Source organism: Martelella sp. (assembly GCF_984369615.1).
On the sequence record NZ_CFHTCS010000078.1, the window covers coordinates 1 to 15130 of the forward strand.

Annotated in this window: 15 protein-coding genes; 4 read left to right on the forward strand and 11 right to left on the reverse strand. The window is 63.1% G+C overall.

The window, feature by feature from the left end:
* Positions 1–669, forward strand: a 669-nt coding sequence (locus AC5DC2_RS08700) for an HAD-IIB family hydrolase (protein ID WP_491698216.1), incomplete at its 5' end; no start/stop codon positions are given.
* Positions 670–721: 52 nt separating this feature from the next.
* Here AC5DC2_RS08700 and AC5DC2_RS08705 read toward each other — a convergent pair.
* From AC5DC2_RS08705 to AC5DC2_RS08715, 3 genes are all read right to left on the reverse strand, one after another.
* Positions 722–976, reverse strand: coding sequence for a hypothetical protein (locus tag AC5DC2_RS08705; RefSeq protein ID WP_024708910.1), 255 nt, complete (start codon positions 974–976; stop codon positions 722–724).
* A 177-nt stretch (positions 977–1153) separates the two neighbouring features.
* Entirely contained in the window at positions 1154–1759 is a 606-nt protein-coding gene (gene leuD, locus AC5DC2_RS08710) for a 3-isopropylmalate dehydratase small subunit (protein ID WP_024708911.1), read from the reverse strand.
* Between the two features lie 145 nt (positions 1760–1904).
* Positions 1905–2144 (reverse strand): hypothetical protein, encoded by a 240-nt coding sequence (locus AC5DC2_RS08715; RefSeq protein ID WP_024708912.1) that lies wholly within the window; start codon positions 2142–2144, stop codon positions 1905–1907.
* A gap of 130 nt (positions 2145–2274) precedes the next feature.
* On the opposite strand from AC5DC2_RS08715, the gene AC5DC2_RS08720 reads away from it, so the two are divergent.
* Entirely contained in the window at positions 2275–3195 is a 921-nt protein-coding gene (locus AC5DC2_RS08720; protein ID WP_051424098.1) for an HpcH/HpaI aldolase/citrate lyase family protein, read from the forward strand.
* Entirely contained in the window at positions 3192–3398 is a 207-nt protein-coding gene (locus AC5DC2_RS08725; protein WP_024708914.1) for a DUF1737 domain-containing protein, read from the forward strand. Before AC5DC2_RS08720 ends, AC5DC2_RS08725 begins: the two co-directional genes overlap by 4 nt.
* Before the next feature lie 9 nt (positions 3399–3407).
* Here the strand turns inward: AC5DC2_RS08725 and AC5DC2_RS08730 are convergent, their stop codons facing one another.
* The 5 genes from AC5DC2_RS08730 to AC5DC2_RS08750 all read right to left on the reverse strand — a co-directional run bounded on the left by AC5DC2_RS08730 (position 3408) and on the right by AC5DC2_RS08750 (position 9063).
* Positions 3408–3806: a bleomycin resistance protein gene (locus AC5DC2_RS08730; protein WP_491698217.1), complete on the reverse strand. Its 399-nt coding sequence runs from the start codon at positions 3804–3806 to the stop codon at positions 3408–3410.
* A complete protein-coding gene (locus tag AC5DC2_RS08735) occupies positions 3803–4807 on the reverse strand; it encodes a class I SAM-dependent methyltransferase (protein ID WP_491698218.1) in 1005 nt (334 codons plus the stop codon). The genes AC5DC2_RS08730 and AC5DC2_RS08735 overlap by 4 nt, the downstream gene beginning before the upstream one ends.
* Positions 4808–5062: 255 nt before the next feature.
* Complete coding sequence (gene pnp, locus AC5DC2_RS08740; protein ID WP_491698219.1) at positions 5063–7207, reverse strand: polyribonucleotide nucleotidyltransferase; 2145 nt, start codon at positions 7205–7207, stop codon at positions 5063–5065.
* Positions 7208–7494: 287 nt separating this feature from the next.
* Entirely contained in the window at positions 7495–7764 is a 270-nt protein-coding gene (rpsO, locus tag AC5DC2_RS08745) for a 30S ribosomal protein S15 (protein WP_024708918.1), read from the reverse strand.
* Positions 7765–7920: 156 nt separating this feature from the next.
* The gene (locus AC5DC2_RS08750; RefSeq protein WP_491698220.1) at positions 7921–9063 is read right to left on the reverse strand and encodes a diguanylate cyclase; all 1143 of its coding nucleotides are present in this window, start codon (positions 9061–9063) and stop codon (positions 7921–7923) included.
* A 165-nt stretch (positions 9064–9228) separates the two neighbouring features.
* Between AC5DC2_RS08750 and AC5DC2_RS08755 the strand changes: the two genes are divergently transcribed.
* Positions 9229–10404 (forward strand): serine hydrolase, encoded by a 1176-nt coding sequence (locus AC5DC2_RS08755; RefSeq protein ID WP_491698221.1) that lies wholly within the window; start codon positions 9229–9231, stop codon positions 10402–10404.
* Here the strand turns inward: AC5DC2_RS08755 and truB are convergent, their stop codons facing one another.
* The 3 genes from truB to infB form a co-directional block, all read right to left on the reverse strand.
* Complete coding sequence (truB, locus tag AC5DC2_RS08760) at positions 10405–11337, reverse strand: tRNA pseudouridine(55) synthase TruB (protein WP_024708921.1); 933 nt, start codon at positions 11335–11337, stop codon at positions 10405–10407.
* Positions 11338–11345: 8 nt separating this feature from the next.
* Positions 11346–11765 carry a 30S ribosome-binding factor RbfA gene (gene rbfA, locus AC5DC2_RS08765; protein WP_491698222.1) on the reverse strand — a complete coding sequence of 140 codons (420 nt, stop codon included), beginning with the start codon at positions 11763–11765 and terminating at the stop codon, positions 11346–11348.
* A gap of 586 nt (positions 11766–12351) precedes the next feature.
* Positions 12352–15102 (reverse strand): translation initiation factor IF-2, encoded by a 2751-nt coding sequence (infB, locus tag AC5DC2_RS08770; protein WP_491698223.1) that lies wholly within the window; start codon positions 15100–15102, stop codon positions 12352–12354.
* Between the last annotated feature and the right edge of the window lie 28 nt (positions 15103–15130).

Here is a 15130-nt window from a genome sequence, read left to right on the forward strand (position 1 = left end):
CGGGAGGCTTTCGAGGCCATCCCGGAAGCGCGCCGGCCGATCCTCGTCTATAACAGCGGCCGGCTGGTCGACGATATCCGGTCGCTGATCGGCGCGGTCGGCCTTCCCGAGCCCGACTTTCTGATCGGCGGCGTCGGCACCATGGTGCATGACCACAAGGCCGATCGCGCGGTGGACGGTTTCAACGATCATCTCCGCGCGGGCTTTGATGCCGTCAAGGTCGCCCGGATTCTCGGAGAGGTCCCCGACCTCAGCTATCAGCCGAAGCGCTATCAGCATGACTTCAAGTCGAGCTGGTATCTGAACGATGCCAAGAAGAGCAGGCTTTCGGCGATCAGGGACACGCTTTCCGCCGAGGGACTCGACGTTAAACTCGTCTATTCATCGAACCGCGACCTTGATGTGCTGCCGCGGGCGGCCGACAAGGGCGCCTGCCTCTCCTGGCTCTGCGACCGGCTCGGCATTGCCCATCACGAGGTGGCGGTCGCCGGCGACACCGGCAATGACGCCGCCATGTTCGAGGTTCCGGGCGTGCGCGGCATCATTCCCGCCAACGGCTTTGACGAGTTGCGCGAGCTTGCCCGCGGCAACGGCGATATCTACGAGGCAAAGGGCGAGATCGCCGACGGCGTGATCGAGGGCCTTCGCCATTTCGGCGTGCCGATCTGAAAGACGATGCCGGGCGACGGCTCCGCGCCCGGCATGATCGGCCCGAGCCGCCTCAGTCCCTGATGGATGAAGGGCAGTCGTCGAACTTGTCGATCTTTATTTCCTTGGGCCAGCCGGCGCAGTCATAGATGCAGATCTTGTCGAAGCCGTCATCGTCTTCGCTCTTGAACTCACAGGCAAAGGCGAGTTTGCCGCGCGCCCACTCGCTGAGCGGGGACTGCGCGCCCTGAAGCGCCGGCGGCTCGTCGGGCGCAAAAGACATAAGCGGAAACAGGAGAGCCGGTAGCAGAAAAAAACGGCGCGACATTCTGACCTCCACATGTGAATCACACACGTAAATTCTACCCTGAATTGCCGCAACGGACAATGCCATTTTCCGATTGCATCAGCTTCTGGCTGAAGCAATCGGGCAGCCGCAGCGCAACAAAAAAGGCCGATCGCGAGACCGGCCTTTCCAAGGCAATGCGTAATATCGTCGGGATAATCAGGCCCAGGGGCGCTCGGCGGCGAGCCTGTCTTCGTAACTAGCGATGCTGTCGGCCTTTTCCAGCGTCAGCGAAATGTCGTCGAGGCCGTTCAGCAGGCAGTGGCGACGGAAGGGATCGATCGAGAACTTGACCGAGCCGCCGTCCGGACCGGTGATTTCCTGGTTTTCCAGATCGACCGTAACCACGGCGTTCGAGCCGCGCTCGGCATCGTCCATGAGCTTGTCGAGCTCGGCCTGCGACACGACGATCGGCAGGATGCCGTTCTTGAAGCAGTTGTTGTAGAAGATATCGGCGAAGCTTGTGGAAATGACGCAACGGATGCCGAAATCCGCCAGCGCCCACGGCGCATGCTCGCGCGAAGAGCCGCAGCCGAAATTGTCGCCGGCAACGAGGATCCTGGCATTCCGGTAGGCCGGCTGGTTCAGCACAAAATCCGGGTTTTCCGTGCCATCCTGATGGTAGCGCGCCTCGGCGAACAGGCCCTTGCCAAGGCCGGTGCGCTTGATCGTCTTGAGGTAATCCTTGGGAATGATCATGTCGGTGTCGACATTGACCACGGGCAGCGGCGCGGCGACGCCGGTCAGCTTGACGAATTTTTCCATGCTTGATCCCTCAGCGCGATTGAAGCTTGTTTCGCGTCCTGATCTAAAGCGCTTTTCCGGCGATTTCAACGAAAAACGGTACCTTGTGGTACGCATCCGAAAAGCGGCCCGAGGCCGCCCGGAACGATCACGATCTGGTTCGCCCCTAGAGGTCGATGATCTTGCCGCGGCCGTCGTCCCAGACGCGCATGCCGTCACGCTTGCGGCAGTCACGGGACCTGACCGGCACGGTTGCATGGTTGAGCTTGACTGCGATCATCCGCGCGACCGTCAAAACGGCGAGGACGGCAATCAGGGCAAGGCCAATGGAAGCGGCAAACACAGTCACGAACGCCACGGCGGCCAGACCGACAATTGCCATGAAAACAGTGCGGATATTTTCCATCGTCAAGTTCCTTTCACATTTGCTAATCTGGCGCTTCGCAAGGGCTTTCGCAAGAGGCCGGAGCCATTTTGTCTCATTGATTGCCGGAACGAATTTTGAAAAGCTTCAATTCGATGTGACTTGAACGAGAATGAGTCCGGATATTGTTAGGAATAAGGCCGTGAAAGAGATCAAGCTTTGGCGCTCCGCCCTGTCGGTGCCCGCCGTCAACCGCCGCGCACTGGAAAAGTCAAAAACACTGGCCGCCGACGCCGTCATCTACGACCTCGAGGACTCGGTTGCGCCGGGCCGCAAGGCGGAGGCGCGCGAAAACCTGGAACAGTTCTTCACCCAGAGCCGCCCGGCCAACGTGACCACGGCGATCCGGATCAACCCGCTCGATACCGAGACCGGCCAGGAGGACATGAAAACAGCGCTCGCATGCCAGCCGGACGCGATCCTGCTTCCCAAGGTTGAGACCGTCGCCAATGTCGCCGCCGCCAGCGCCATGCTGACCCGGAACGGCGCGCCGCTGCGCATTCGTCTCTGGGCCATGCTGGAAACGCCGGCGGGCATCGTCAACGCCGCGGCCATTGCCGGCGCCTATTCCCAGGCCTCCGCCGGCGGCAGGCTCGAGGCGCTGATCGTCGGCGTCAATGATCTGAGATCCGCAACCGGGGTCGCGCCCGCGCCCGGCCGCGCCTATCTGGTTCCGTGGCTGATGCAGGTGGTGCTTGCCGCGCGCGCCTATGACATCGCCGTGATCGACGGGGTCTATAATGACTTCGCCGACAGCGAAGGCTTTGCGACTGAGTGCGAGGAGGCCCGCGCCATGGGTTTTGACGGCAAGATGCTGATCCATCCGCGCCAGATCGACCCGGCAAACGCCCTTTTCAGCCCTTCGGAAGCAGCGCTCGCCGAAGCGCGCGCCATCGTTGAAGCCTTTGCGAAACCGGAAGCGGAAGGGCTGAACGTCATCGATCTTGACGGCCGCATGGTCGAGCGCCTCCATCTTGAACAGGCCGAGGCCCTTCTCGCCAAGGCACAGAAATCCGAACAGGAAACCAAATGAAGCTCTACCGCTTTCTCACCGGCCCGGATGATTCCGGCTTCTGCCACAAGGTCACCGCTGCCCTGAACAAGGGCTGGGAGCTGCATGGCTCCCCCTCGCTCACCTATGATCCGGTTCTCGGCAAGACCTATTGCGGCCAGGCCGTGGTGAAGGAGGTCGAGGGAAAGGACTATGATCCGTCGATCAAGCTCGGCGAGCAATAGGGCGACGGTTCAGCTCAGCGGCTGGCACGGCCTGAGGAGATAACCGTCCGGATCCCGGACCCAGAGTTGCCGCTGCCTCTTTTCGCCCTCAGGCGTGCGGTAACAGCGCTCCTCCGGGCCAAGGACCAGCGGCCATTGTGCTACCGTCAACCGGGCGACGATGTCGTCGAAGTCCGTAACGTCAAGCTGGAAATTGATACCGCCGCCGCGCGCAGGCATGTCGGCGCCAATGGAGCGGCCCATGCCGATCGTATCGAGCATGATCTGGGCGGACCCAAGCTCGAGAAACGCGAACCCCTCTTCCGGCCGGTCATAAGCCACCGAAAAGCCGATCAGCCCGACATAAAAGTCGAGGCTTTTCGCCAAATCGGAGACGCCGAGCTCGGGGATGAGGGCGTTGAACCTCACTTGACGCCCCAGAGCAGCTTGAAGCGAGCATTGCGATAGTCTTCGCCGCTCTTCTTGCAGTTCTCGGCAAGCACGTCTTCGTAAGGCAGGCCCCGATTGGCGACCAGCAGCAGCCTGCCGCCGGGCTTCAGCGCGTTCGCGGCCGCCTTGACCAACGCCTTGCCAAGCGACGGCTCGGCGGCCTTTCCGGTGTGGAAGGGCGGGTTCATGATGATCAGGTCGTAGCGGTTCTTGACCGGCTCGGAGGCCAGGTCCTGCCAGAAGAAGCGGGTTGCCGGGGAAACGGCCGCAAGATTGGCCTTCGCCCGCTCCAGCGCGCGCCAGTCCGCCTCGTAAAGATCGATGCCGACGGTGCGCGGCGCCTTTTCCGCGAGCATGGCCGAAAGATAGCCCCAGCCTGCACCGAAATCGGCCGCCAGACCGGCGAAATCCTCCGGAAGGCGCTCGGCCAGAATGCGCGAACCTTCATCCACGCGATCATGCGAGAACAGACCCGGTATGGTGGTGAACCGACCATCGATCTCCACGGTCGGATGGGTGAATGCGGCAACCGCCTCGCTTACGTCGTCCGGACGGGTGAACCACAGCGCAACGCCGTGATATTTCGGCATCGCTTCCAGATCGGCAAACATCTTGCCGAGGCGCTTGCGCATGGACTGCACGCCGTCTTCCTTCGATCCGGCAATGACGATGAAGCCGCCGGGCACGGTTTTTTCCAGCGCTTCCGCCACGCGGTTTTCGTTCTCGCCGCGATGCTTGGTGAGAAGGATCAGCGTCGCCGAATAGCGTCCCTCACCGGCTTCCGGCGAAACGGAAGCGCCTGCCCGCTCAAGCGCGGCATAATGCGAGCGGAATGGCTGCACAGCGGCAAGATCATCGGAGAAGCCTTCCGGCAGGCGATAGCCGGCCTCAGCGCCGAGAAACAGCACGGGGCCCGCAACCGGCTCGACCGTGCCGCTTTCGAAGGGATGGAAGAGTGTTTTCAGCGTCTCGCGCGCCATGATGTCACCTGTGAAAAAGGCGTGAGCGATAGCTGCTCACGCCTGAAAATGAATGCCTTGCGGTTCTCTCCCCAATCTCTCCCCTTGAGGGAGAGATGCCCCGAAGGGGCAGAGAGGGGTGAACCCTATCGGCAGATGCTGAGTATCGGGCTTATGCCCTCTACCCCTCTCTGTCGCTTTCGCGACATCTCCCCCTCAAGGGGGGAGATCGGTTGGGTGTGGGTTATCGCCTCGGATCAACCGGAAAGGCCGCCCTTATTCGGCAGCATCGTCCTTCTTGCGTTCGGGCTTGGCCAGTTCCTTGCCGGTTTCCTGGTCGACGACCTTCATCGACAGCTTGACCTTGCCGCGCTCGTCAAAGCCGATGAGCTTGACCCAGACCTTGTCGCCTTCCTTGACGACGTCGGTGGTCTTGGCAACGCGCTCGGAAGCAAGCTGCGAGATATGGACCAGACCGTCACGCGGGCCGAAGAAGTTGACGAAGGCGCCGAAGTCGGCGGTCTTGACGACCGTGCCTTCGTAGATGGCGTTGAGCTCCGGCTCGTCGACGATCGAGTGAATCCACTTCTTGGCGGCCTCGATCTCCTTGCCCGAGGAAGACGCGATCTTGATCGTGCCGTCATCGTCAATGTTGATCTTGGCGCCTGTCTTTTCAACGATTTCGCGGATGATCTTGCCGCCTGCGCCGATCACGTCGCGGATCTTGTCGACGGCAATCGTCATCATCTCGATGCGTGGTGCGTATTCGCCGAGCTGCTCGCGCCCCTCGGTGATGGCCTTGGCCATTTCGCCGAGAATGTGCTTGCGGCCGCCCTGGGCCTGGCCGAGCGCGACCTTCATGATCTCCTCGGTGATGCCGGCGATCTTGATGTCCATCTGCAGCGAAGTGATGCCATCGGACGTGCCGGCAACCTTGAAGTCCATGTCGCCGAGATGGTCCTCGTCACCGAGAATATCGGAGAGAACCGCAAAGCGCTCGCCTTCCAGGATCAGGCCCATGGCGATGCCGGCAACCGGCTTTGCCAGCGGCACACCGGCGTCCATGAGCGCCAGCGAGGTGCCGCAGACGGTCGCCATCGAGGACGAGCCGTTGGATTCGGTGATTTCCGAGACGACGCGCAGCGTGTAGGGGAACTGTTCCACCGTCGGCAGCATCGGGCGGATGGCGCGCCACGCAAGCTTGCCATGACCGATTTCGCGACGGCCCGGGGAGCCCATGCGGCCCGTCTCGCCGACCGAATAAGGCGGGAAGTTGTAGTGCAGCAGGAAGCGTTCCTTGTACATGCCGGTCAGCGCGTCAACGAACTGCTCGTCCTCGCCGGTGCCGAGCGTCGCGACGACGAGCGCCTGCGTTTCGCCGCGGGTGAACAGCGCCGAACCATGAGTGCGCGGCAGAAGGCCGACTTCGGAGACGATCGGGCGGACGGTCTCGAGATCACGGCCGTCGATACGGCTCTTGGTGTCGAGAATGTTCCAGCGGACGATCTTGGCCTGAAGGTGCTTGAAGACGGCGCCGATTTCCTCGGCCGTGTACTTCGCCTCTTCGCCTTCGGCCGGGGCATAGCGCTCCTTGACCTTGGCCTTGCAAGCATCGACGGCGGCGTAGCGGGCAGCCTTTTCGGTGATCTTGTAGGCGTCGCGCAGTTCGTTCTCGATGAAGGAGAGCATGTCGGCTTCAAGCGCGGAATGATCTTCCGGCTCGAATTCGCGCGGTTCCTTGGCGGCGACTTCGGCGAGCTTGATGATCGCGTCGATGACCGGCTGGAACCCCTTGTGGCCGAACATGACGGCGCCGAGCATCACGTCTTCCGGCAGTTCCTTGGCTTCCGACTCCACCATCAGAACGGCATCGCCCGTGCCGGCGACAACGAGGTCGAGCGCGGTCTCCGGCATTTCGTCGATATGCGGGTTCAGCACATATTCGCCGTTGATGTAGCCGACGCGCGCGCCGCCGATCGGGCCCATGAAGGGAACGCCCGAAAGCGTCAGCGCCGCCGACGTTGCGACCATGGCCAGAACGTCCGGATTGTTCTCAAGGTCGTGCTGCAGAACGGTGACGACGACCTGCGTGTCGTTCTTGTAGCCTTCCGGGAAGAGCGGGCGGATAGGACGGTCGATCAGGCGGGAGACGAGCGTTTCGTTTTCGCTCGGACGGCCTTCGCGCTTGAAATAGCCGCCGGGGATGCGGCCGGCCGCATAGGTCTTTTCCTGGTAGTTGACCGTCAGCGGGAAGAAGTCCTGGCCGGGCTTGGCTTCCTTGGCGGAAACGACGGTGGCGAGAACGGCGGTTTCGCCATAGGTCGCGAGAACGGCACCGTCTGCCTGACGGGCAACCTTGCCCGTCTCAAGCTTGAGCGTGCGTCCCGCCCACTCGATTTCCACTGTGTGGGTGTTGAACATGTCTTGTCCTTCAATAAGTGCGCGCGCTGCTCTTTCCTCATGAAAAGAGCGCAACGCGATCTCGACGTTACATTCGACGCGTCACGGGCAAGACAGCGCGCCGCTTCACATTCCGAAGCGGCCAGCAATCCTGCCCCATGACAGGTCCGTTATGGCGTTGCGGAACCGGAATGCCATCATCCCGGCCTCGCCTTTCAGATCCCTTCGCCCGCCACGGCTTGGAACCGGCGCATCTACTGCGCGAAAACAAAAGCGGCGGACGCCAGGGCGCCCGCCGGTCATGCGGCTTAGCGGCGAATGCCCAGACGACCGATCAGGGTCGTGTAACGGCTTTCGTCGATGCGCTTCAGGTAGTCGAGCAGCGAACGGCGGGTCGAAACCAGCGTCAGAAGACCACGGCGGGAATGGTTATCCTTCTTGTGGTCCTTGAAGTGCTCGGTCAGGTTGGTGATCCGCTCGGTGAGGATCGCAACCTGGACTTCCGGCGAACCGGTGTCGCCTTCCTTGGTTGCGAATTCCTTGATGAGTGCGGCCTTGCGCTCGGCAGTAATCGACATCGGGTCATCCTTTCGAAATGAGGGTGTTTTTGGGTCGCCCGGGCCGGGATGTCGTCCAGCAAGGGCCGTTTAAACGCATTTATTCCAATGCTGGCCGCCATATAGGGCAAAAGCGCGGGATTGTCGAGAGCCAAGCCCGGCCGGCCATTCCGCCATTCAGGCGGGCACGGGCCTGTCGGCCTCGCCCGCGGCAACGGCGGACGACAGCCGCGCGGTCCCGGCTGCATCGGCGTCATCGAGAACCACCTGATCGCGACCATGCAGCTTGGCCTGGTAGAGGGCGCCGTCGGCAATATCGAAGGCCCTTCGCATCGCGATCGGAGAAGGGGTCCAGCAGATGCCGATGCTGGTCGTCAAGCCGGGCGCGGCGGCGCTCTTGCCGACCTCGACAACCGCACGGCGCAGACGCTGGGCAATCATCATCGCATCCTCCCGACCGGTGTCGGGCAGACAAACGGCAAACTCCTCGCCGCCGAAACGCGCGGTCAGATCAAAATCCCTCAGCCGCGCGACGAGCTTCTCGGCAACGCCGACCAGCACGCGGTCGCCGGTCGCATGGCCATAGGTATCGTTCACCTGTTTGAAATGATCGAGGTCGATCAGGAGGAACGCCACGCCGAGCGTGGCAGACTGCGGCAGCACGGTCGTCTCGTAGGCAGCCTCGAAGGCCCTGCGGTTCTTGAGACCGGTCAAGGGATCGACGGAGGCCTGGTCCTTGAGATGGTCCTCGCGCAGCCTGCGTCGCCTTTCCCTCTCGAGAAAGCCGCCGAGGACCAGGGTGCCGATCACATTGGTCGTTGTCAGGAACGGGATGGCCGAGGAAAATACCGTCCTCCAGTCCTCGCGCGGCAAAAGGAAGGTGCAGACATAGGACAGGCTGATGCCGAGCCCGAGAAGCAACAGATGGACCGCCCCCACCTGCCCGCGATTCCAGCACAGGGACCGCCAGGCGAGGCCCGCCGCCGTTGCAAGAAACAGGGACAGCACGCAGACATAGGCGGAAGGATCGCCCTCATAATAACGTGTTGCCGCAGCGATGGCGAAACTGATGGCCCCGCCGAGAGGCCCCGCGAAGGCGCCGGCGCAGCTGACGAAGAGATTGCGCGGATCGATCTGCAGGCCGTTGACGAACATGATCGGCTGCAGCGAAACGAAGGCTGCGCCAAGCCCCAACACGAGGCCGAACAGCACCTGCTGTGCGGGACGGCCGGCAACCGACTTCAGCACCAGGCCGAAGGCAATCGCCGTCAGGGCCATCAAACCGGCAAAATTGACCGTCATGATGACGTATTGAGACATGAATGCGGGACCTCCTACCCGGCAACGCGCCTTACGGAACGTAGCTTACGTCAAGATAATTTAAAACGATTTTTCGACCAAGCCTCCCGGCCCCGGCTCACCACGCCGCGTTGCATGGCGAGGAATGGCATGCGACAGTCTGCACGCACTGGAAGGATCGACCCTATGGCATTTCGCAACATCATCGCCGCCGGCGCAGTGGCGGTGCTCGCGACGGCAACGCAGACGCTCGCGGGCCCGACCGAAATCAAGGCCATCGAGACGCTCTGGCAGAACCCGCAGGATGCGGGCACGCTGGTCTCCGAAAGCTTTGCGCGGGCGGTACCGGACGCGCAGCTGACCGCTCTTGTCGACCGCCTCGTCGTGCAGACCGGTCCGGCCCTCTCGGTCACGGGCGACAAGGGCGCCTATATGATCCGCACGGAGACCCACGAAATTCCGGTCGAGATCTCGCTCGATGACGACGGCAAGATCCTCGGCCTGTTCTTCAGCCCGCCGGAGGCCCTGACCGCCGGCCCGGAAGCCACGCTTGCCGCCTTCGAGGCCATGCCGGGCACGGTCTCCTATCTCGTGACATCGAACGGAAAGACGCTTTTCGACAGACACTCGGATGCGCCGCTTGCGGTCGCCTCGGCCTTCAAGCTCGGCATCCTCAAGGTTCTGCTCGAGGATATCGATGCAGGCGGAAGCGACTGGCGGGACATCGCCACTCTGCAGCCGCAGGACAAATCCCTGCCAACCGGCCGCCTGCAGAATTTTCCGGACGGATCGCCGCTGACGCTGCATACGCTGGCAACGCTGATGATCGCCGAAAGCGACAACACCGCGACCGATATGCTGATGCGCGTCCTCGGCGCCGATCGCATCGCGCATGCCCTCGGCCTTCCGACCGTGCTCACCACCCGCCAGGCCTTCGCGCTGAAGGCCGATCCGGCGCTTGCGCAGGACTACGACGCTGCGCCCGACAGCGAGAAACCGGCGATTGCAGAGAAGGCCGCTTCGGGTCCGCTGCCGCCCGTCTCCGCCGTGATGGGGCCAATGGCGACCGGCGTCGAATGGTCTCTTTCCAACGAGAAACTGTGTGCGCTGATGCACGCGGTCGCCGGGGCGGACGTCTTTTCCGTCAATCCCGGCCCGGTGCGCGCCGGCGACTGGCAATCCGTCGCCTACAAGGGCGGCAGCGAGACCGGCGTGCTGAACCTGACGGCGGACCTGACGGCCGGCGACGGCCGCCGCTTCTGCCTCTCCGTGACCATAAACGACAAGGCCGCCGTCGATGAAACGAAGGCGGCCGGCCTGTTCACGCGGCTGGCGCATCAGCTCGCGGCTTCGGGAAAATGATCAGCCGAATACCCGGCGCGGACGAAACTGCCCTTGCGCGATCTCGCCGATGGCAACCAGACGCCCGCCGACGGAAGCGTAGGCCTCCGGCTCTTCGACCGGGGCATGCGCGCCGCGCAGGATGATCGGATTGCCGAGCTTGAGGCGGCGCGCCTGTTCATCGTTGACCGGCACATGCGGCAGGCTCGTCAGCGCTTCGGAGGTATCGACGAGGAATTCTTCCAATGCGGCAAAGCGCTCGGCGTCGTCCTCGATGTCCTCCAGCGCCGTCAGTTCGGCGAGCGGCACCAGCATATCCTCGGAAAAGGGCGCGACGAAGGGGCGGCGCAGCGCCGAGATATGGCCGAAACAACCGAGATCGCGCCCCATGTCGCGGGCCAGCGCGCGCACATAGGTGCCCTTACCGCACTCGACCTCGAAATCCGCCGAGTTCTCGTCCGGGCAGCCGATCAGCGTCAGCCGGTGGATCTCGACCTCGCGCGTCGGGATTTCGACCGTCTCGCCCTCGCGCGCCAGATCATAGGCGCGGGCGCCGTCGATCTTGATCGCCGAAAACTGCGGCGGCACCTGCTCGATCACGCCGGTGTATTTGGCGAGCAGCGCCTCGATCCCGGCGCGCGTCGGACGATTGTCCGAGCTTTCGGTCACGTCGCCCTCAAGGTCGTCCGTCGCCCGTTCCTCGCCCCAGGTGACGGTGAATTCGTAGATCTTCCGACCTTCCATGACATAGGGAACCGTCTTGGTGGCATCGCCAAGCGCTATCGGCAGCATGCCGGAAGCCAGCGGGTCGAGCGTGCCGGCATGGCCCGCCTTCTGCGCCTTGAACAGCCACTTTACCTTGGAAACGGCCTCGGTCGAGCCGAAATCGACGGGCTTGTCGAGGATCAGCCAACCGGAAACGGGACGGCCCTTGGGTTTTCTCTGTCGTGCCATGTCCGGTCTTATTCTTTGTCTTCGTTGTCGTTGTCGTCGTCGTGATCGAGATCGCGCGCCACCTCCGGCGAATGCAGAAGCTCGTCGATCTTGCGGAAATTCTCGAAGCTCGTGTCGTCGCGGAAGCGCAGCTCGGGCATGTATTTCATCTGCCGGAGTTCGCGCGTGATGCGGCCGCGGATGAACTTCGCATGATGGTTCAGCGCGCGCACCGTCGCGTCGTGGTCGCGGTCGCCGAGCGGCGTCACATAGGCGGTCGCGACCTTCAGGTCCGGCGACATCCGCACCTCGGAAATCGAGACGACAGTGGTCTCCAGCAACGGATCGAGCACTTCGCCGCGCTGGAGAACCTTGGTAATGGCGGCGCGAACCTGTTCGCCAACGCGAAGCATGCGCTGGGAGGGCGCCGAGGAGGTAGCTCTCGTCATATCAACCTTGTCTAGATCGTTCGTGTTTGTCTCGTGCCCGGCCGTTTGACGGGGTTCGAACCCGCGCGGACATGTTCGATGACTGGCGGCCCGTTTAGCGCTTCGGCGGCGCAACGTCAATCGCCGCGCCCTGTTTCGACGCGGCCGGCCCTATCCATATTTTCCAATCAATCAAATGATCATCAGAAAATTCAACTTTTCGATCGTCGAGGATCAATCATTTGATTCAGCGCAAATCGCTGACACGCATTAACGGCTAGAAACAGTTCCAGACCGATGAGGCAGGCAACTGCCGACCACACGGAAAGGAAATTCAAAGATCAGGGCGTTTCACGATCTCCTCCTCCTTCAATAGCTGAAACGCTTTGTAAGGCCGTCCCGCAGGCCAATCTCCCTCCTCTCAATTGCGGGAAAAGAACGGATCGCCGCAAACGATCCGTTTCAGTTCCGGTCAAACCGGAAAAGCCCGGCGCGCTGCTCCTCAAGAGTTGTTCGCCGGGCTTTCTGATTCTGGAGACGCGGCAAAAGCCGCGCATGAAAAAACCGGCCGAAGCCGGTTTTCCCATTTCGCTTCCGCACACTGAAATCAGAGCGTGCGGGTGATATGTTCGACGCGGAAGGCCTCGATGACGTCGCCGGCGCGGATGTCCTCGTAGTTCTCGAAGGCCATGCCGCATTCCTGCCCGACCGGCACTTCGGAGACTTCGTCCTTGAAGCGCTTCAGCGTCTTCAGCTTGCCTTCGTGGATAACCACGTTGTCGCGAATCAGGCGAACGCCGGCGCCGCGCTCCATCTTGCCTTCGGTGACGCGGCAACCCGCGACCTTGCCGACCTTGGAAATGTTGAACACTTCCAGGATCTCGGCATTGCCGAGGAAGGTCTCGCGACGCTCCGGCGACAGGAGACCCGACATCGCCGCTTTCACGTCATCCACAAGATCGTAGATGATGTTGTAATAGCGGATCTCGATGCCGGCCTGCTCGGCGGCGCGGCGGGCCTGCGCGTTCGCACGCACGTTGAAGCCGATGATCGCCGCGTCAGATGCCTCGGCAAGCGAGATATCCGATTCGGTGATGCCGCCTGCCGCCGCATGCACGACGCGGGCGCGCACTTCGTCGGTCCCGAGCTTTTCGAGCGCGGCGTTGATGGCCTCGACCGAGCCCTGGACGTCGCCCTTGATCAACAGCGGGAACTCCTTGAGGCCGGTATCCTGCAGCTGGCTCATCATCTGCTCGAGCGAACCGCGCGAGCCGGACTGACGGGCCGCCGCCTTGTCGCGGGCAAGACGCTGGCGATACTCGGAGACCTCGCGCGCCTTCGATTCGTTCTCGACGACGGCAAAGCGGTCACCGGCAGACGGCGTTCCGCCAAGGCCGAGAACCTCCACCGGCATGGACGGGCCGGCTTCCTTCACATGTTCGCCGTGATCGTTGATCAGCGCGCGCACGCGGCCCCACTGGTCGCCGGCAACCAGAACCTGGCCCGGCTTCAGCGTGCCCTTCTGCACCAGCACCGTTGCGACGGAACCGCGGCCGCGGTCAAGCTGGGCTTCGATGACGACGCCCTCGGCCGTGCGGTCGGCATTGGCCTTGAGGTCGAGAATTTCCGCCTGCAGCAGGATCGCTTCCAGAAGCTTGTCGAGGTTCTGGCCGGTCTTGGCCGAAACTTCGACTTCCAGGGTCTCGCCGCCCATGGTTTCGACGAACACTTCGTGCTGAAGCAGTTCGGTGCGCACCTTCTGGGCGTCGGCAGCGGGCTTGTCGATCTTGTTGATGGCAACGATGATCGGCACGCCGGCGGCCTTGGCGTGATTGATGGACTCGATCGTCTGCGGCATAACGCTGTCGTCAGCGGCAACCACCAGAATGGCGATATCGGTCACTTCGGCGCCGCGGGCACGCATCGCGGTAAAGGCGGCGTGGCCGGGAGTATCGATGAAGGTGATCTTCTGACCGTCCTGCTCGACCTGGTAGGCGCCGATATGCTGGGTGATGCCGCCGGCCTCGCCGGAAACGACATTGGCATGGCGGATCGCGTCAAGAAGCGAGGTCTTGCCGTGGTCGACGTGGCCCATGATGGTCACGACCGGCGCACGCGGCTCGAGATCGGCCTCGTCATCGCTGACGTCGAAGATACCCTCCTCGACATCCGACTCAGCAACGCGCTTCACCGTATGGCCGAATTCGGTGGCGATCAGCTCGGCGAGATCGGCATCGATCACGTCGCCGGGCTTCATCATCTGCCCTTCCTTCATCAGGTACTTGATGACATCGACAGCCCGTTCGGACATGCGCTGCGACAATTCCTGAATGGTGATGGTCTCCGGCAGAACGACCTCGCGCAGAACCTTCTCGCGCGGCTCCTGCATCTGGGCGCGGCGCATCTTTTCCTGACGGCGGCGCATCGCCGAAAGCGAACGGCCACGCTGGCTGCCGCCCTCGTCGTCGCCGGTAACCGCAGTCACCGTCAGCTTGCCGCGGCGACGCTCACCCGTGCCTTTCGGACGGGAAGCGGGCTTTGCAGGCGCTTCAGGGCGGAGAGCCTTGCCGCGGGCGGACCCGCCGGCGTCTTCGCCCTCGCGGCGCGGCTTGCGTCCGCGGCCGGCGTCGCCCTCCTCGTCAGTCTCGGTGCGGGCCTGCGGGCGGTGGCGCGGGGCGGCACGGCTCGGCTTGGCATCGTCGCCCGGAGGCAGTTCCGCAGCGGCAGGCGCCTCAGCGCCGGCGGCCGGCGTTTGCGGAGCCTCGGGCTCTTCTTCCTTGACCGGCTGCTTCTTGGCCTCTTCGGCCTCGCGCCTGGCTTTTTCCTCGGCCTCGCGCTTGGCGGCCTCCTCGGCCACGCGGCGCTCTTCCGCTTCGCGCTTGCGGCGTTCGGCCTCTTCGGCCTCGCGCTGCTGCGCCATCACCAGGGCACGGCGGCGGGCATCCATCTCGCCCTGGGAAAGGTCATGCAGCACATTGCCGCGCTGGCGATTCTGGCCGCCATTGCCGCGATCGGGCTGCTGGCCGCCGCGCTGGCGGTTCTGGCCGCCCGGACGCGAAGGCTGGCCCTTCGGCTGGCGCTGCTGGCGGCTGGCGTCATCGGCGCGGCGGGTCTGCCCTTCGGGCGCGCGCGGCTGCGCCGGCGTAGCACTGCGCTGGTTCGTCGTTGCTGCCGGTGTTGAGCTTGTCTCTTCGCTCGGCTTGTGCAGCCGGCGTTTGCGTGTTTCCACCACGACCGCCTTGCTGCGACCGCGCCCCATATCCTGGCGCACGGTGCCCTGGCTGACACCCGACGGCTTAAGCTTCAGTGTCTTCTTGCCTGCGTCGTTGGATGTCTTGTCGTCTTTACTGTCCGTCATTCGGTTCCCGTTCCTTGGCGCGGGAACC